This window comes from Paraburkholderia sp. RAU6.4a, assembly GCF_050435625.1.
Lineage (GTDB): Bacteria > Pseudomonadota > Gammaproteobacteria > Burkholderiales > Burkholderiaceae > Paraburkholderia > Paraburkholderia tuberum.
Genome location: NZ_JBNDKQ010000002.1, coordinates 769622 through 787672 on the forward strand (window position 1 = coordinate 769622; position 18051 = coordinate 787672).

Consider the following 18051-nt stretch of genomic DNA (forward strand, 5'->3'; position numbering starts at 1 on the left):
GTGCGCTAAGATCGGCGAGGCTACCCTCGCCAGCCAGGTCCGGGTCGATGCCGCCGCCGGTGAGATACTCGTAGACAAATAGCTTGATCAAGGGAAGTCATCCATGCAGGTGATACCGGTTCTCGATCTGCTCGACGGCCACGCCGTGCGTGGCGAGCGAGCGCGCTACCGGCCAGTCCAGTCGATGCTGTGCGACGGCAGCGATCCGCTCACCGTCGCCCGTGCTCTCCTTTGCGCAACCGGCACCCGTACGCTGTACGTCGCCGATCTCAACGCGATCCTTCAGCAGGGCGACCACGCTGAAACCCTGGCCGTCCTCTGCAACGGTCTGTCTGAAACCCACTTCGGCGTCGAAATCTGGCTCGACGCCGGCTTTGCCGACTTCGCTTCGGTGCGTGCCCTGTTCGATCGCATCCACGCGAACATCGAATCCATCCGGCCTGCCTCCGTCGCGCCACCGTGCTGTTGCACCGCCACCCTCGTGCCGGTTTTCGGCACTGAATCGCTACGCGACCCTGCTGCATTGCACGACGCCGAAGCAGCAGGTCTCGAGCCGATCCTGTCGCTCGATCATCGCGCCGGCCAGCTGCTCGCCGACCCGGCTGCCGATCAGGCTGCGCTTCGCCAGTCGACCGCCTAGTGGCGGTCACGCATCATCGCGATGACGCTCGATCAGGTGGGCGCCTACGAAGGTCCCGATCTCACGACCTTCTCCGCGATCCGCCCCAAAGCCGGCGAGCGCATGCTGATCGGCGCGGGCGGCATCCGCGGCCACGCCGACCTTGCGGCCGCCATGAAGAGCGGCGCGGCCGCGTGGCTGGTTGCTTCGGCGCTTCACGACCGACGGCTCGACGTCCCAGCCGCTGTTCGCACGTAGCCGCTCCACACAATATCCGTGCCAGTAGATGGGGCGCGAGAGGGGCATAATGCAATGGCAAGGTGAGGTATTGCAGCGCGTGACCAGCAAGTGACACAGTGTTTCAGCTTGACGCACAAACTGTGCTGCGCGCGGTGTCCGTGGCTCGCGCCGAGGCCTGTGCGCTTTCCGTGAAGCACTGCGGCCCGTTACAAGCTCCCTGCGATGCCCCGCTATTCGCATCGCCGCGCCCAGGTGCGCCGGTCGCGCAACGCCGAAAGATCCGACGCGTCGCCAAACCGGCATGGTCCTTGCTGAATCGCGGTCATGCACAGTTCGTCCACTCTTTCGTCGAGCGCCAGTCAAGCGGGGACCTCGGTATTCGTCACGCCCGACTGGACCTGCCCTTTCTGCCCGCTGCACTGCGATGACATCGCGGCGACCCTACACGCCGATGAGAGCCAGAGCGCGCCCGCCACCGACTGCCCGCGGCTTGCCGCAGCGCTCAACCCTCTACGGCGCCGCCGACGCCTCGTGCAAACCGACAATCGATGGTGATCGGGGCTTTCATTATGGTTCTAGTGACCCATTTAGTCAATAGTCACTCTCGAGGTTTCCATCAAGGCGACAGACTGCGAAGCACGAGACTGGACAGTTGTGCTGGCGCGACCCTGGTGTAATCGAAGCTGTACTGCAGGAGCATTGGGTTGAGGTAGGGGCGCAACACCAGATAGATCGCCATCGCAGTCTCATCGAGGGGGGTTTTGCGCTCGAAGTCCCCGCTTTGCCGACCCTCCTGGAGGACGTCCCGAAGCAACTTCTGGACGCGCTCTTCATACGCAAGCACCGCCTGCCAGTTCTCCGTGGCCGCCGATGCGGCAATTTCGTAGAGCTTGCGGTCCTGGAAAAACAGACGGAGGCTCGCTTCCGTGAAGACGTTGAACATCCGCCGCAGCTTCTCCGGTGGCAGATCGGTCTGTGCGACGGCCGCCCTGACCTCGGTTTCGATCTCGTGCAGGCAGTTCGCGCAAATCATCTCGCCAATGGCCTGCTTGGACTCGAAGAACTTGTAGATGTAGGCCTTGGAAAACCCGATCGCCTTGGCGAGGTCTGAGACCGTCGTTTTCTCGTAGCCATACCGGCTGAAGTGCTCGGTGGCGGCGACAACGATCTGATCGCGTACCTCGTGGTCAGCGGGGCCGCGCGCCGGGATGGGGGAAGTGGTGGCTTTTTTCATGGGTAGAGCATACAGGAATGGACAACCAGTGACTATTTTGTATTATAGTCACAACCGGAACCCTTGCGAAGACGCTCATGCTACCCAAACCCATCCTTGCCGCGGTCATTGTCGCCAGCCTTTCGGCAGGCTGCGCTGTAGGCCCCGATTATGTCCGGCCCAATGTAGCCATGCCCGAGCAGTTCCAGGGCCAGGCCGCGGTGGATCACCGGCACGCGGCGGCCAGCGCCGACCTTGTCACGTGGTGGACGGGTTTCGGTGATCCGCAACTCACACGATTCGTCACGCTCGCACTGGATCAGAACCTGGACCTCGCGCAGGCCGCCGCTCGCGTCTCGCAGGCGCGCGCGGGACTTGGCGCGGCGAATGCCGCGCTGCTGCCGTCCGGCACTGTCAGCGGGCAGGCGGCGCGAGTCTACCAGTCGGTTGAAACCCCCTGGGGCGAGTTCTGAATTCGACGCCCGGTTTCGATCGCTACGGCAACGACTATGAGGCCAATTTCAACGCGAGTTGGGAACTGGACGTGTTCGGAGGCCTGCGTCGCGGGCGGGAAGCGGCACTTGCCGAATACCAGGCTTCGGAAGCCGGTGCGGTGGCCACGCGCCTGGCAGTGGCGGCGCAGACTGGCGATATTTACATCACGATTCGTGGATTGCAGGCCCGTCTGAAGGTTGCCCGGCGGCAGGTGCAGACGCAGCAGGATCTGCTTTCGACCATCAACCTCCTGTATAGCAAAGGATTGGCGGCCGACCTTCAGGTGAGCCAGGCCGAAGGTGCGCTGTCCCAGGTTCAGGCATCCGTCCCGGTCCTCGAGGCGGGTCTGGATGCAGCGATGAACGCGCTGGATGTAATGCTGGGTTCACAGCCCGGCACGCATCGAGCCGAACTGGTCGAAGCTGGTGACATCCCGGTCGCCCCGCGGATCGCGGACACAGGATCGCCGGGAGAGTTGCTCAGGCGCCGGCCCGACCTGATCGTGGCCGAGCGTCGCCTCGCCGCATCGAACGCGCGCATCGGCGTGGCCATCGCCGAGTATTACCCCAAGGTGTCGCTCAGTGGACTGCTCGGCAGCGCCACCTCGGTGGCCAGCGGCAACCTGTTCAGTAGCGGCGCCAGTCAGGCCGCTGGCGTGCTGGGGCTGCGCTGGCGTCTGTTTGATTTCGGCCGCATCAATGCGCAGATCGGGCAGGCCAGGGGCCAGGAGGCCGAGATGCTCGCCGCGTATCGGCTGGCAGCACTGCACGCGACCGAGGATGTCGAGAATTCTTTCTCGGCGCTGGTCAAGCGCGAGGAGCAGGCCGCGGTGCTCACCCAGGGAGTGGATTCCCTTGGCCGGGCGCGAGCGGCCTCGTTCGCAGCCTATCAAAAAGGTGTCGTCAGCCTGATTGAAGTCCTGCAGGCCGACGACAACCTGCTGCGCGCCTCCGATGAGCGGGTGCAGGCGCAAACGGAATCGGCACGCGCAGCGGTTGCTGCCTTCAAGGCACTCGGTGGTGGTTGGCAGCCCAGCGATCCTGAGGCCGAGGCAAGCCGGTAGAAACCGCAGATCTGATAGCAGGGGATGAGCATGGAACCTCGTCATCTTCGTTATTTCATGGCTGTCGCTGTCGCCGAAGAACTTCATTTCGCCCACGCCGCGAAGCGATTGCACTGCGCAAAAGTTGTCCGGAGGCGTTTCATCATCAAAATCGGAAGTGGAGGCCTCTTACTTCATCATGAAATCAGGGGCGATGCTGCTCGATCATGAAATCCACGAACGTACGGATATTGGCAGGAAGATGTTTTCGACTGGCGAAGGCCAGGTTCAGGCCTATATGTGGTAACTGATGCTCTGGAAGGATTCTCACGAGCTTTCCCTGCGCAATATCGGCTTCCACAAGATATGTCGGCATTACCGCCACGCCAATTCCTTCAAGAGCAAGCTGCCCCAGCATCTCGACGCTGTTTGCTCCAATTGAGTTTGCAGGGCGCATCTGCAGCCCCTCAGACTGTGCAATTGCCCAACGCGTCACGCTGATGTGGGCGCCTTCGTGGAGCAGCAGTTGAGTGCGGAGATCGGACGGTTCCAGTGGTAGCCCGTGCCGTTCTATATATTCCGGAGAGGCTACCACTGCTAGTTCGCACATCGACAATTTGCGCGTGACAACTGTGTTGCCAAGGTCCCAACCTTCCGGAACGATCGCAACGTCGATGCGAAGTTCAACGAGGTCGATAAGCTTGTCCGTCAGCGTTACGTGAGGTTTTATCTCGGGATAACGTGACACATAGGCCTTCAGTAGCGGGCCGAGCCTGTTATGACCAAATGAATGAGGGGCCGCAATTCGCAACGGACCTGCTGGTGCGGCCTGTTGATTGGCAACGAGAGATTCGATTTCGTCAATATCGGCGACGATTTGCCTTGCCCTCTCCAGAAAAATTTGTCCTGTCTCAGTGAGCGAGACGCGGCGGGTCGTCCGAAGGAACAGTTGCACGCCCAATCGGCTCTCAAGGGAGCCCACCAATCTTGTTGTCACAGCGCTGGAAACACCACGTGTGCTAGCCGCTCCAACGAAACTGCCGATCTCGGCTACTCTCACGAATGTGCGGATCGATTCAAGGTGGTCCATGGTCTTCGTTCTTGCTATGTGTCCTGAACCATTTGGCTAAGGAAACACTGATTAATAAAGCTCGGCGGTCATCGGTGACGTAGCCGAGGACGTTATAGAAGGCAGCTCACGGAACGGGCCCACGACGATGAAGAGGCAGATCGGCTTCGCGGAAGCGGAAATTGCAGGCAAGAAGCGCGTGACGAGCGCCAACGCTTCCTGGCGGAGATGGAGAAGATTGTGCCGTGGCAACGCTTGCAGTCGGCAATCGAACCGCACTACCCGAAGGGCACGCGAGGCCGTCCGCCGATTGGCCTGGAGCGAATGTTGCGGATCTACTTCCTGCAACAGTGGTACGGTCTGTCGGACGAAGGGCTGGAAGACGCGCTGTATGGCAGCATCGCGGTGCGCGCCTTCGCAGGCATCGATCTGGCGGTCGAGAACGTGCCGGATGCGACTACGCTGTTGAAGTTCCGGCGCCTGCTGATCGAACGCGAACTGACACGGAAGCTGCTCGACGAGATCGGTATTTCGCTGTGTGAGCGTGGACTGCTGATGAAGGAAGGCACGCTGGTCGATGCGACGATCATCGAAGCGCCACCGTCGACCAAAAACGCTGGGAAGAGCCGTGACCCGGACATGCATCAAACGAAGAAGGGAAACGAATGGCACTTTGGAATGAAAGCCCACATTGGCGTGGACGCCGCTTCGGGCCTGATCCATAGTGTGGTTGGCACGGCGGCCAACGTGTCGGATGTGTCGCAGGCGCATGCCCTGCTGCACGGGCATGAAGAGGAGGCGTTCGCCGACGCGGGCTACATTGGCGTAGACAAGCGCGAGGAAATGAAGGGCAAGACGGTGAAGTGGCAAGTCGCGGCCAAGCGCGGAAAGATCAGGGCGATGTCGGAAGGCCCACTGAAGGACCTGGTGATTGCGACCGAGCGGACCAAGGCGCAGATCCGGGCGCGGGTCGAGCATCCGTTCCATATCGTCAAAAACCTCTTTCACCATCGCAAGACCCGATACAAGGGCTTGGCCAGGAACACGGCGCAACTCTTCAGCCTGTTCGCTCTGGCGAATCTGGTGATTGCGCGAAATCTGCTGCGATCGGTTCATGGGAGCAATCCGTCCTGCGTGTGAAACATGCAACCAGGGAGGCTCGTTTACGAGCCAAATTCACCGAAATGAGCGCCGATTCGATTCGTTATCCGGAAAATTCGACGCCCCTTCATCTGCAAGCCGACCCGGCAGCTCATTAATCGGCATTTCCCTAAGCTACGTGAATCCCTCCCGGTAACCTTCGTGTAAGAGGACAAGCGAATAGGCAATGCCGCCGTCGGCCAGTCGCAGCATGTGCCTAAATATCAACGCAATCGTGGAACCGCGCGGGTCAATTCCTCATGTGTCAGCCGTGGCCGACTTGACTGCGCCTAACGCGGAAGCGAGAACTACATCTTCGTCTGTGAGAGTCGGGTACGTCTGGCGTGTTGGGCGATACACCGTGTCTCCTGGCTCGACGGGCGCTCCGCTCATGACGCACCGAGTCTTAGTTCTAGCGCGTGACAGCTTCCACCTCTGGTCGGTAAACCGACCAGAGGTGGCGTCATGCCACGAAAGCATGACGGTTTTTTCGTCAAGCTCTTCGACAACCGTGAACACACGCGAATGCGGTTCAGAAACGCGAACGCAAAGGGGGTTTTGAAATGAGCCACCGCCGGGAGAACCACTCGCAGTGGCCCGAACAGAAGGACCGGCATTCCGAGAGACCCCCTTGGCAATATCTCGAAGCGCGCCACTGCTCGCCTCTTCCAAATGCTTGACCACTACTAGCCATGCAGAGCCATCATTTGCCTCTGCATGCGCAGATCCGGCAGAAGCCGCAGGCGATAGACTCACATGGGCGCTGCCTTTACTCAAAGACGACATTGAACTGTATGACCGTGCGTGCGTCGAATCATCGACGTCGTATCGTCCCACGTCGAATGTCCAGTTGCTCACTGTCCAATCTGCGAGCTCAGATGGGCACCCACAGATTTGCTTGTGCCCGCCTGCGCGGTAGCATTCGTAGATGAACCGTATGATGTCCGGTCGCTGTAGGCTGTCTCACGTTCAGCTGCGAGCGTTTGTACGCTAAGGCCACGCTGGGAAGCCGGAGCGCCAATGATTGGGTCGTAGTGTGGTGCAGGGCCAAACCCGCTCGCGAACGTCGAGGCTGAAAGTGTTGCGAGCATTGTCAGGAAAACGACATTCAGAAATCCGGGCTTCATGATAGCTCCACGACTAGTATTGATGGCTAGTTGACCGCGCATCGCGAGATTGCGGCTCTCGACGGACAACAGTTACAAACGCAGTCTATATCGTCGCAATCATTTTTTAAATTGTGTAAATGGAAATCACACTTTCTCCAAAATGAACAATCTTCACCAAAAAAAGGAACGGAGAGCTGAGCGCGATTGACAATTTGTCGCGAGCGAGGTGGCACAGTGGTTACGCTCACGGCGATGTACGGATTGGACTTGTCCGAAACGCCACACGAGCTGACGATGCACTGAGCGTTGTCCGCAACCTGACCATAAATCTGGAGTGCCGTTGCCTTGTGGGCGCCGATCGTCGGTATTTCTTTTACTGAACGCGAAATTTACGACGACGGATGCGCCCTCTGCTGCGAGCGACTTCGCAATTGCCGCGCCGATTCCTCTTGACGCACCTGTGACAATGGCTACGTTTCCGGATAACTTGCTCATGATGGTTTCGTATGAAACTGCGCTTGGGCTACCCGTGATTAACGCAACAACGCCCATCTGCTGCGCAAGCTGTAAATACGACAGATTGAACTTCGCAATCGCATCAGAAATATCGGATTCTTCTTCCATCATCTTTCCAGCGTGGCGATTCATGTCCTATTCGCGAAAATTAATGCAGCCGCCTTGGCAGATTTGCTGGCGATAATAGACGTGTAAGGTCTATCCATTCTGAAAGACTTGTCGCTGACAAAACCTTTTCGCCAATCCGCCATCCAGCAGGAACGCATACTCTTTGAATGCCAGCCCGCCGACAGCAGCGCAACACATCAGTGTGCACCGGGTCCAACACGGAAAGCAGCTTTACTGGAACGTTCGGTCAATTGCTAAGCGCGATCCGACGTGCGCCCATTGAATGAACGCATGGGCGGACATACTGGCTGCGGGTTCGTCCCCATTGGCGAACCTTCAATACCTCGGCTTAACCTGCCCGTCCATCCGCTGAACGGGCAGGTTCTTTTTGGCGCCTATTGCGAAAATGTACGGCGCGAGCACATGATCACTTCACAATCGAGATTCGAAGCTCATGCTTAAAGTGACCAAAGCAATCTTCCCCGTTGCCGGTCTCGGCACACGATTTTTGCCTGCAACCAAAGCAAGTCAGAGGGAGATGCTTCCTATCGTCGATAAACCGCTGATCCAGTACGCCGTTGAAGAAGCAATTGTGGTCGGCTCACCGAAATGATCTCGTGACCGGGCGCAGGAAGCGCGCGATCGAAGATCATTTCGACAAGTCGTACGAGATTGAAGCCGAACTGGAAGCACGCGGAAAGGAAAAGCTGCTCTCACTCGTACGCAATATCAAATCCAGTCAGGTCGACTGTTTCTATGTACGGCAAGCAGAAGCACTCGGTCTCGGCCATGCGGTGCTGTGCGCGGAAAAGCTCGTGGGAGACAGCCCGTTTGCTGTCGTATTGGCCGACGACATTTTGTATGGCACGCCGCCCGTTTTGCGGCAGATGATCGACGTGTTCGATCATTACCACACGTCCATTCTAAGCGTGGAAAAGATCGCGCCGGAAGACTGGAAGTCGTATGGCCTGATCGATGGCAAGCAGTGGGAAGACAATACCTTCAAACTGTCGGGTCCGGTCGAAAAACCGGACCCCGCCGAGGCACCATCTAACTAGGGCGTGGTGGGCCGGTATATTCTCAAGCCACGAATCTTCACGTATTTGCGCGCACTGAAGCCCGGCAGCGGCGGCAGTGGCACGGCAATATTTTTGTCACCGTCTACGCGTTCGTAGACAAATATTCTCGGACGTTTTCGGCGAAGTGATTGAGGGGAGCCGAAACGAATAGAGCGCCAATACCCGCCTTCGCCGCTGCGGACTACTAGCTTGGAAATACGCAGACGATGCGCTCGGTGGATTGCCGAACATAGCCCGGAGTGTACGCGGCTTGGCATCGGCGATTGTCAACGTGGCGCCGGCCGCTTACTTGGTGACAGCGCGTCTCTGGGTCTTTGCAGTTGTTTTGACCTCCCCTTTCCTGATGTTCGCGATCACGTCGGCGAGAGTCTGCTGTGAAAGGCTCTTTTCGAACCCCGCCTGTGCCTTCTCAAATACGTCGGTCATTGAGCCCTTGATGTTGGAGCTGATCGGACACGCTTTTTCGACTGGATATCCGTGTACTGCGAACGTGGGAGGAGCTTCGCTGGCAAGGTAGATGTCAAGAAGCGAAATTTTGCCGGGCGCTCGAGCCAGCACGCATGCCCCGTTGCGGCCACGGGTGGCTGTAACGAGACCAGCCTTCGACAGTTTCGACAGAGCTCGTCGGATAAACGTCGGTTCCGCGTTCACGCTCTCCGCCAACACTGCGGACGTGACTTCCCGACCGTAGTGGTAGCCCAGAACGGCGAGAATGTGTGCGGCGACAGAAAACTGGACATTCGTGAGTGCCATTTTGATATGCTATTTATCACAATACGAAATGTCAACCATGACAGGCTTCCGCGCACAAGTACCCCTGTGTCAGCAGACTGGAGGTCCTACCGCGTCTGTCTGCGGCATCTCACGGGCGTCATAGCCTTATCAATGTCCGGCGGCGAGACCAACTGCACCGCCGGACATTGGAGAAAAACCAGACAATTACTGGTTCGCACGGCTTTGTCAACTTGCCGGTAGCGAGACGAAATGGTGCCAGAGGTCACCATTGCTCAGCACGCACTCGACGGATTCTGGGTGAGGTCGGTGAATTCGTGCCACGCAGCGAATCGAGCCGCGAGGTGTTTGCGATAGAGCGCAGCACGCAGCAGATGCCGCTTGAGCGCGAAATGCTGCCGTATCGGACCGAAACACGAGAGGAATGCCTGCGTGCGTTTCCAGTCGCGAAATCCCCGCATGCGACGCTCGCGTTCGCGGTAGGTTGGTAGCTGTTCTCCGCCCGATTGTTCACGCGCGCGGCGGCTCTAACGAACACGTGTTTGACGTTCGCCAATTCAGGAATGTCGCCTTTGCGGCCGGGTAGCTGCGCAACTGGTGGGTCACGATCTTGCGCGGCACAGGGCATGAGCGAAGTGGGCGGTTGAAGAAACGTTTGGCTGCAGCCTTGTCGCGCCGATTCCGCAAAGGATCCCGAGTTCGGCACCGTGCTCGTCGGCGGCCGGCCACAGCAGGTATGGCTCACCGCGCAGCGTCACGAACATCTCATCGAGATACGGTGCTGCCCGGTTTGCGGCGTGCAACCTTGACGCGATGCGCGAAGCCCACGCCGAACTTGTCGCACCATCGGCGGATCGTCTCGTAGCTCACCACCACGCCGCGTTCGAACAGCAATTCCTCGATATCGCGCAGGCTTAGCTGGAAGCGGAAATACCAACGCACCGCGCAACTGATGACTGCGGCGGGAAAGCGGTGACCGTGATAGAGCCAGTTCGTCTTTTTCATCGCGACATCTTACGCGACCGCCACGGTAACGTGACAACGCCGGCCAGCGGATTTCATAGTGGGCCGCAGCGTATCAGGCTGCAATAAGCCCGAATATAAAGCTGACTGGAATGTGCTCGCGGAGCCCATCCGTCCGCCGCTGATCAATTCTACGAGCTCGCAATAGAAGCAGTACTTCGCATATCGATCTCGCTCGCTCTTTGACCCTTACTGTGACAAAGCCACAAAAGGACCTTGTAGATGCCGTCGCCGCCAAGACAGGCACCAGCAAGGCGGCGGCTTCTGAAATGCTCGACGCGCTGATTAGGACGACCGTGACGAAAGGCGACAAGTCCAGATTATACGGTTCGGTGCCTGTTCGACGGGGGCGCGGGCCGCGCGCGTCGGTCGCAACCCGGCGACCGGTGCCGGGGTCCAGATTCCGGCCGCGAAGACAGTTGATGAGCATTCCTGTCACGTGGATTCTGTTGCCGCAATGTGCACTGAAGCTCGACCGTCGGCTCGGTTACCTGTCTCCGCGTGTCGATCTCAGGGTAGGGTTGCGCAACACGAAAGAGTAAAGTGTGCGGATCGAGTACGCGCCCGTGTTTAGCGCTCACGCGTGAGTTTCAAGCGCAGCTGGATGGATTGCCGAATGATGCGGGACCACTCGCGGGTCCATTTGAAACATCGATCTGATGGAGTGGCTGATTGGACAACGACCATCCGAATCAACTTCATCAGACATCAGAGGGCACTTGTCGAAAAGTTCTGCGATCCACTCCACGAAGACGCGAACCTTCGGAGCGAGGTGGCGGTTATGCGGATAGACGGCCGCAATCGGCATTGTTCTTGGCTTCCAGTCAGCCAGTATCTCGACAAGCTCTCCAGATTGCAGATACGGTGCGAGCATAAACCTAGGCGCCTGGATGAGTCCTGCGCCGCTGACGCCACACATGACGTATGCGTCAGCATCATTCACCGAGAGCGCTCCGGTCATCTTGACGTCAGTGCTGCCATCGCCTTTCTCAAAGCTGAAATTCGTGATTCTTCCAGTACGGCTTGAAAAATAGTGCACGGCAAGATGTTGCTCAAGATCCTCAATTCGTCGCGGTTCGCCAAAGCGGCGAATGTATTCAGGACTTGCAGCAGTGAGTGTGAGAAGGTTGCCAAGCCTGCGCGGGACGAGGCTTGAATCCTCAAGTTCTCCGACTCGAATTGCGCAGTCAACACCTTCCTGTATCAAATCCACCCGTTTGTCACCGAAGCCAATCATCAGGTTGACGTTCGGGAATCGCTCGCGAAAGTCCTCAATCCTTGGCATGACGATAAGTCTGCCGATAGATGCGGGCATGTCGACCCGCAGCCGCCCACGCGGCCCTTTACCCGTGTTGACAAGGAGATCTTCTGTTTCGTCAATTTCCGCAAGGATTCGCACGCAGCGCTCGTAGTACTCGGCGCCCTCGGGCGTAAGGTTCAGGCGTCGCGTCGTCCGTTGCATGAGACGAACCTGAAGATGGGCCTCAAGCTTCTTGATGATGGTCGTCGGTGAGGCACGTGGAAGATCGAGAGCGTCTGCCGCGCGCGAAAAGCTTTTCATCTCGACGACCTTGGTGAACACCTGCATTGCCTGAAACCGGTCCATATAGTCTCACTTTCAGCGTGCCATCAATCCAGCGACGGCGCTGCGAAGAATTCGAAGGGTAAGGTTCCGGATTGTTCCGTCGGAACGAATTGTGTTCCGGATTATAACAATTTATCTGATTGCCGTCTTGGCCCACAATGTGTCCCATCGCAACTTGATATCTGGCGTACGAGCGTCAGCTGGAAAATGCAACCAACGGATGACACGACAGTACTGACCAAGCATTTTTTTGTCGCTGGGCACGCGCAGGAGATAGCGTTGCGAACTTATCGTCCCTACCCCAAGGCGTCAGTTCTGCCAATAGTGGTCTACTTCCACGGGGGTGGGTTTGTAGGCGGTCTGCTTGACGATGCCGACTACACCGCCACCGCTATCGCGATGGGCACGCCGGCGTGGGTCGTCTCAGTAGGCTACTCGTTGGCACCCAGGTTTCCCTTTCCTGCAGCGCTGGAAGATGGATATTGCGCAACTCATTGGGCAGTCACCAACGCGCGCCAGCACGGTGCTGACGCAAGGCGTATCGGTGTTGCAGGACACGACGCCGGAGGCAATCTGGCTACATGTCTGGCCGCAATGGCCCGCGACCGCGGAGAATTTTCCTTTGCCGCACAGGCTCTCCTGGCGCCGTTGCTGGATCCGAGCATGACAAGGATGGCCGACGAACGCGAGGTTCCGTCGGCAGATCTCGGTGCTAGTGAGTGCGCTCGTGGGTATTGGGCGTACTTGCCACTTGCTTCGAATCGGATGCATCCGTATGCGGCACCAATTGAGTCCAGAAGGCTTAAGGGGCTGCCACCAGCGCTGATTGCCAGTGCTCAGAATGACCTGTTGCACGTGGAAGCGGAGAAGTACGCCGGTGAACTCATAGCTGCAGGCGTTCCCACTGAGGTGACGCGACACAACAACGCATCTCGCCAGGCCCTTGCGACCAACCCAACAGTTTTAGCCGATGTTTCGGCCTTTTTCGCAAAACGCCTAGTGTTCCGTCCCGGAAATGACTTTGCATAGCCGGGCCAGGCGTTGTCACGTTACCGAGGGGGTCGCGTAAGATGTCGCGATGAAAAAGACGAACTGGCTCTATCACGGTCACCGCTTTCCCGCCGCAGTCATCAGTTGCGCGGTGCGTTGGTATTTCCGCTTCCAGCTAAGCCTCCGCGATATCGAGGAATTGCTGTTCGAACGCGGCGTGGTGGTGAGCTACGAGACGATCCGCCGATGGTGCGACAAGTTCGGCGTGGGCTTCGCGCATCGCGTCAAGGTTGCACGCCGCAAACCGGGCAGCACCGTATCTCGATGAGATGTTCGTGACGCTGCGCGGTGAGCCATACCTGCTGTGGCCGGCCGCCGACGAGCACGGTGCCGAACTCGGGATCCTTTGCGGAATCGGCGCGACAAGGCTGCAGCCAAACGTTTCTTCAACCGCCCACTTCGCTCATGCCCTGTGCCGCGCAAGATCGTGACCCACCAGTTGCGCAGCTACCCGGCCGCAAAGGCGACATTCCTGAATTGGCGAACGTCAAACACGTGTTCGTTAGAGCCGCCGCGCGCGTGAACAATCGGGCGGAGAACAGCTACCAACCTACCGCGAACGCGAGCGTCGCATGCGGGGATTTCGCGACTGGAAACGCACGCAGGCATTCCTCTCGTGTTTCGGTCCGATACGGCAGCATTTCGCGCTCAAGCGGCATCTGCTGCGTGCTGCGCTCTATCGCAAACACCTCGCGGCTCGATTCGCTGCGTGGCACGAATTCACCGACCTCACCCAGAATCCGTCGAGTGCGTGCTGAGCAATGGTGACCTCTGGCACCATTTCGTCTCGCTACCGGCAAGTTGACAAAGCCCGCCAGCCGGACACGGCGTAGCACCCGAAGTCGTTCATTCCTCGCGCTCAATGTTTGCCGAAAGGCTCGGTTCGACCCTGAGCTGCCGTTCGGCCCCGAGCAGTTCCAATGGCGGCTTCCGAGGTACATCGGCCATAACGATGGTATAGCGGCCCACTTTACATGATGCTGGTTGCGGTTTTCCAGTTGCTCATGACAAGCCTTGCGGTGTCACGGTGCCTTTTTTCCAGCCGCGACGCGCGGCGCGGCCTTGGACTGGCCCGTTACCGGTAAAGTGGCAATGAAGGCATCGATTGCCGAATTCAGCTTCGCCCGGCCGGCTCCGTCATGGGCGTGGACCGCCAGGCCGGTAAACAGCACCGCGCACATCATTGACAAACCATCGATGTCCACCGACTGCGCGATTTCGCCGTCGTCGACTGCCAGCGCGATGCGCTTGCAGATCACGTCGAGGATCTGCCTCTGCCGTTTGCGCAGCAGCGCACGAAGCTCCCTCTGGTCGGCACTGATGTTCAGCGTGCCAAGCATCACCATGCAACCGCGTGGCTGCGGACCGCGCGTGAACGTGTCGACACTACGCTTGAGCATCGCGCCAAGCGCATCTCGGATGCTGCGTGCCCCCCCCAACGCACACCGAGTCGCCTCTCCCTCAAGCGTCCCGTAGAGGTCGACTGCCTCGCGAAACAGGTCTTCCTTGCTACCGAACGCGGCGTAGAGACTTGGCGAATTGATGTTCATGGCGGCAGTCAGGTCGCTAATCGCGCAGCCGTCGAAACCCTTCAGCCAGAACATCTCCATCGCGCATGTCAACGCGGCATGGCGGTCGAAGGTTCGGGGCCTGCCCCGCCTTTTCGAAGCCGCTGCATCAACTCGACCGTCCATCATGTTTCTCCGCGTCCCTGATTGGATCATGAGCCCATTGCTCTTTTTTGTAACGATCATAACAAAAACATGGACTGAGGTCAATTTTTGAGGTCTAATATTTTGTATCGATCGACACATATTTGGCGAATTAATGTGGCAACCAGGCCGTGCCGTCGTCGGCATGCACCTTTCCTCAATTGAAATGGAGCTCAAAATGAAACCGGTACTTCGCAACTTGATTGCTGCCACGATCGTAGCGGCCTCGTCCACCGTCTTTGCACAGGTGGCTGCAGGAACCAGCCAGGGGGCTGTCGTGGCACCCGCGGAAAACTTCGACGTCTTTGTCGACAAGCCGACCGGCTTCACCTTTGTCAAGCTGCCGGGCGGATGGAAGTTCGCCGGCAAAGTCAGCCCGAACGACATGCGGCATCTGCCTTCGACGGTTTTGACGTCGGTCGTCCCTGACGAACCCATGCAGATGGCGGGCGATAGCGGACGCGGCGCCACGTCGATTGGAACCTCGGGCGACTGCAGCGTTCGCCGCCGATAGCCCCCGCAAGATTGCCCTGTTCTCAGGAGGTAAACGCATGTCGCGCAAGTCGCGAACCTGCGAATCCAGCGAATTTGGAGGACCTACGGGTTGCCGGTACAAGCTATCAAAGTCGAGGACCCGAAAATTTGTCGTGCTCCACGACAGCCATTCCTGTCGCGCCAACGGCAAAAGCCGCTCTTGGAAAGGAAAGGCGCTCGATCGTCTGCAACGGGCGTGGGGCCGAATGACTGCACCGACAAGAAGGCAATTGCAACGCGGTGCTTCAGTAAAGGGGGCGTGGAAGTAACTCTACCTGCCGTTCGGAACTTGCAACGGCAGGTGTTTTGCCCGGCGAGCACGCCATTATCTGGCGGGAGCTTGCGCGAGCGACAGATGTCTTGACAATGGTGATTAAATGAAAATTCTAGTGCTGGGAGCAGGCGCCCTCGGTGGATATTACGGTGCCCGACTTTTACAGGCGGGGGTCGATGTGACCTTCCTCGTTAGGCCAAAGCGTCAGGATACCCTGCAGGCAAACGGGATTGTCGTAAAGAGTGCCTCCGGCGACATCCAGTCAAAGGTCAAGACGGTATTGGCCGAGGACGTAGACCCACTGTATGACATGGTGCTTCTCACCTGCAAGGCTTACGACCTCGATGCCGCTATTGCTTCGATTGCCCCCGCCATTGCAGACAACTCTGTCATCCTCCCCTTGCTTAACGGGCTTTCGACTTACGACGCTCTCGACCGCCGCTTCGGCCGTCACCGCGTGGTTGGTGGTATCGCCTATATCGCCACAAAACTGTTGCCGAACGGTGACATCGCACATCTGAGTCCGTTCGATAAGCTGATCGTCGGGAAGCGCGATCCAATTCAGGCTGATGCTGCCCGAAAAATTTTCGAACTGTTCTCTCGCACTGGAGGGGATCGAAACATTTCGGAGCGGATCGAAGCTCAGCTCTGGGAGAAATGGGTCATGATTTGTGCAGGCGCTGGAGCCACTTGTCTAATGCGCTCGACAATCGGCCAAATTATGCATACGACCAATGGTGAGCAACTGATTCGCGCATTGATTGACGAATGCCTGCAGGTAGCCCAGAAATCGGGATTTGGTCTTGATGATGCTGCTGTCCGCAGCATGGAAGGTTCTCTGCTTTGATCCGAGTTCAAAGTGGGCGGCTTCGATGATGCGTGATATCGAGGCTGGCGCTCAACAGATCGAATCGGACGCCATCGTTGGCGACATGATCCAACGTGCAAGGCAGCACGCGATCGAAACGCCTTATCTTGACGTCGCTTATTCACACCTTCAGGCATACGGACTTCAGCGCGCTGCATCGTAACCCAGCGCGACGATGTTTTGTTCCAAAACCTCCAGCAGGATTGACGCACGCATGGGTGTGCGTCGCTGTCAGCAAACACGTGCAGCACACGGAGAAATGATATGTTCAAAGACACGGAAATTGTATTGACCGCACCGGTCCGTACCGCGATTGGCGCGTTCAACGGCTCTCTCAAGGGTGTCCCGGCCACCGACCTGGGCGCCTCCGTCGTAAAGGAGGTCCTTCGTAGAACGGGGTTGCCTGCTTCGAAGGTTGAATCTGCCGTCTTCGGCAACGTGATTCAGGCTGGTAATGGCATGAATCCGGCGCGCCAGGCATCAATCAAGGGCGGCCTTCCTGTGTCTTCCCCTGCCCTGACCGTGAATCGCGTATGTGGCTCCGGAGCACAGGCTATCGTAACAGCCGCTCAGGAGGTAGCACTTGGCGCGGCCGCGGCTGTCATTGCCGGCGGGATGGAAAACATGGACCGCGCGCCTTATCTCCTTCTGGAAGGTCGATGGGGCAGCCGCATGGGGCATGCGCACATTATCGATAGCATGCTGCACGATGGCCTGAACGATGCATTCTCAAGCGAGCACTCCGGCTGGCACACGGAAGATCTAGTCAAGGAATACTATATCAGCCGGGAGGCGCAGGACCGTTGGGCAGAGCGGTCACAGAGCCGCTTCTCGAACGCCCAGGCAAAGGGAAAATTCAAGGAAGAAATCATCCCTCTTGAGATCTCTCTTGGCAAACGACTTGTCGAGTTTTCCGTTGATGAGCAGCCGCGCCCTGACTCGACGTTCGAAACCCTGTCCAAATTGCGCCCAGCCTTCAGGCCGGACGGCACCATTACGGCAGGCAACGCGCCAGGCTTGAACTCAGGAGCATCTGGCATGCTCGTTTCTACAAGGGCTTTCGCCGATCGGAACAACATTCAGCCTGTTGCGAAGCTGGTTGCGTTTGCAGTATCTGCGGTTGAGCCGGGCATCTTTGGTATCGCGCCTGCGCCCGCAGTCAAGCTGGTTCTTGAGCGCGCGGGATGGCGCCTGACCGATGTTGATCGGGTTGAAATTAATGAGGCTTTCGCCGCTGTCCCGCTAGCAGTCATGAAACAAATTGGGCTGCCGGACGAGATAGTCAACGTGGAGGGTGGCGCGATCGCGCACGGCCACGCGATCGGTGCAACAGGCGCTGTACTCACAACCCGCCTGCTTCACTCATTGGTGCGCGATGGCCTGAAGCGCGGCATCGTCACGCTGTGCATCGGCGGCGGGCAGGGTATTGCGCTTGCGGTCGAACTCCTTTGACCCCCTTCATGAGCAGCGAAGGGTCACTGACTCGTCAACTAGACCAGCGTCAATGTTCGGCGTCGATCTAGGACATGGCAGCCGTGAAGGCCCCGTCCGGATCATTGCATGAGGCCTTCGGCGATGTTGATTTTCCGCTTCCTTGTGCCTCTTAGAGAATGAAAGGGACTTCCCCGTCCCGAGGCTGCGGC

The 18051-nt window shown here is 58.3% G+C and carries 12 protein-coding genes and 7 pseudogenes; 11 read left to right on the plus strand and 8 right to left on the minus strand.

Going from position 1 to position 18051, the window contains the following annotated elements; translation table 11 throughout:
• Positions 1 to 103: 103 nt before the first annotated feature.
• Positions 104 to 877 (plus strand): annotated as a pseudogene (locus OKW40_RS08225) (HisA/HisF-related TIM barrel protein).
• 598 nt (positions 878 to 1475) lie between these two features.
• On the opposite strand, the gene OKW40_RS08230 reads toward OKW40_RS08225, so the two are convergent.
• The gene (locus OKW40_RS08230; RefSeq protein ID WP_429489155.1) at positions 1476 to 2093 is read right to left on the minus strand and encodes a TetR/AcrR family transcriptional regulator; all 618 of its coding nucleotides are present in this window, start codon (positions 2091 to 2093) and stop codon (positions 1476 to 1478) included.
• Between the two features lie 77 nt (positions 2094 to 2170).
• On the opposite strand from OKW40_RS08230, the pseudogene OKW40_RS08235 reads away from it, so the two are divergent.
• Positions 2171 to 3630, plus strand: a pseudogene (locus OKW40_RS08235) (efflux transporter outer membrane subunit).
• A 184-nt stretch (positions 3631 to 3814) separates the two neighbouring features.
• Here the strand turns inward: OKW40_RS08235 and OKW40_RS08240 are convergent.
• Positions 3815 to 4699, minus strand: a complete 885-nt coding sequence (locus tag OKW40_RS08240; protein WP_429354527.1) for a LysR substrate-binding domain-containing protein — start codon at positions 4697 to 4699, stop codon at positions 3815 to 3817.
• Between the two features lie 127 nt (positions 4700 to 4826).
• Here OKW40_RS08240 and OKW40_RS08245 point away from each other — a divergent pair.
• Positions 4827 to 5818, plus strand: a protein-coding gene (locus tag OKW40_RS08245) for an IS5 family transposase (RefSeq protein WP_429489157.1) whose coding sequence is annotated in 2 segments (ribosomal slippage) — positions 4827 to 4884 and positions 4884 to 5818 — 993 coding nt in all. Because the reading frame shifts where the segments join, the coding sequence is not laid out codon by codon here.
• 258 nt (positions 5819 to 6076) lie between these two features.
• Here OKW40_RS08245 and OKW40_RS08250 read toward each other — a convergent pair.
• Together OKW40_RS08250 and OKW40_RS08255 are read right to left on the minus strand one after the other, a co-directional pair.
• On the minus strand, positions 6077 to 6604 hold the full coding sequence (locus tag OKW40_RS08250) for a DUF3331 domain-containing protein (RefSeq protein ID WP_429491931.1): 528 nt from the start codon (positions 6602 to 6604) through the stop codon (positions 6077 to 6079).
• A 683-nt stretch (positions 6605 to 7287) separates the two neighbouring features.
• Positions 7288 to 7422: pseudogene (locus OKW40_RS08255) on the minus strand (SDR family NAD(P)-dependent oxidoreductase); the annotation flags it as partial.
• Positions 7423 to 8005: 583 nt separating this feature from the next.
• On the opposite strand from OKW40_RS08255, the pseudogene OKW40_RS08260 reads away from it, so the two are divergent.
• Positions 8006 to 8684 (plus strand): annotated as a pseudogene (locus tag OKW40_RS08260) (UTP--glucose-1-phosphate uridylyltransferase); the annotation flags it as partial.
• A gap of 231 nt (positions 8685 to 8915) precedes the next feature.
• On the opposite strand, the gene OKW40_RS08265 reads toward OKW40_RS08260, so the two are convergent.
• Complete coding sequence (locus tag OKW40_RS08265) at positions 8916 to 9383, minus strand: Rrf2 family transcriptional regulator (RefSeq protein ID WP_429489159.1); 468 nt, start codon at positions 9381 to 9383, stop codon at positions 8916 to 8918.
• 254 nt (positions 9384 to 9637) lie between these two features.
• Positions 9638 to 10367, minus strand: a pseudogene (locus tag OKW40_RS08270) (IS6 family transposase).
• A 212-nt stretch (positions 10368 to 10579) separates the two neighbouring features.
• Here OKW40_RS08270 and OKW40_RS08275 point away from each other — a divergent pair.
• Positions 10580 to 10806, plus strand: a pseudogene (locus tag OKW40_RS08275) (HU family DNA-binding protein); the annotation flags it as partial.
• 156 nt (positions 10807 to 10962) lie between these two features.
• Here OKW40_RS08275 and OKW40_RS08280 read toward each other — a convergent pair.
• The gene (locus tag OKW40_RS08280) at positions 10963 to 11991 is read right to left on the minus strand and encodes a LysR family transcriptional regulator (protein ID WP_429489161.1); all 1029 of its coding nucleotides are present in this window, start codon (positions 11989 to 11991) and stop codon (positions 10963 to 10965) included.
• A gap of 186 nt (positions 11992 to 12177) precedes the next feature.
• Here OKW40_RS08280 and OKW40_RS08285 point away from each other — a divergent pair, with 186 nt between their 5' ends.
• Positions 12178 to 12999, plus strand: a complete 822-nt coding sequence (locus OKW40_RS08285; RefSeq protein ID WP_429489162.1) for an alpha/beta hydrolase — start codon at positions 12178 to 12180, stop codon at positions 12997 to 12999.
• 49 nt (positions 13000 to 13048) lie between these two features.
• Positions 13049 to 13778, plus strand: a pseudogene (locus OKW40_RS08290) (IS6 family transposase).
• 264 nt (positions 13779 to 14042) lie between these two features.
• On the opposite strand, the gene OKW40_RS08295 reads toward OKW40_RS08290, so the two are convergent.
• The gene (locus OKW40_RS08295) at positions 14043 to 14630 is read right to left on the minus strand and encodes a TetR/AcrR family transcriptional regulator (RefSeq protein ID WP_429489164.1); all 588 of its coding nucleotides are present in this window, start codon (positions 14628 to 14630) and stop codon (positions 14043 to 14045) included.
• A 280-nt stretch (positions 14631 to 14910) separates the two neighbouring features.
• Between OKW40_RS08295 and OKW40_RS08300 the strand changes: the two genes are divergently transcribed.
• The 4 genes from OKW40_RS08300 to OKW40_RS08315 all read left to right on the plus strand — a co-directional run bounded on the left by OKW40_RS08300 (position 14911) and on the right by OKW40_RS08315 (position 17860).
• Positions 14911 to 15246, plus strand: a complete 336-nt coding sequence (locus OKW40_RS08300; protein WP_429489166.1) for a hypothetical protein — start codon at positions 14911 to 14913, stop codon at positions 15244 to 15246.
• Positions 15247 to 15643: 397 nt separating this feature from the next.
• Positions 15644 to 16387 (plus strand): 2-dehydropantoate 2-reductase, encoded by a 744-nt coding sequence (locus tag OKW40_RS08305; RefSeq protein ID WP_429489168.1) that lies wholly within the window; start codon positions 15644 to 15646, stop codon positions 16385 to 16387.
• Positions 16347 to 16571, plus strand: a complete 225-nt coding sequence (locus OKW40_RS08310; protein WP_429489170.1) for a ketopantoate reductase C-terminal domain-containing protein — start codon at positions 16347 to 16349, stop codon at positions 16569 to 16571. Before OKW40_RS08305 ends, OKW40_RS08310 begins: the two co-directional genes overlap by 41 nt.
• Positions 16572 to 16672: 101 nt before the next feature.
• Positions 16673 to 17860, plus strand: a complete 1188-nt coding sequence (locus OKW40_RS08315; RefSeq protein ID WP_429489172.1) for a thiolase family protein — start codon at positions 16673 to 16675, stop codon at positions 17858 to 17860.
• Positions 17861 to 18051 lie beyond the last annotated feature (191 nt).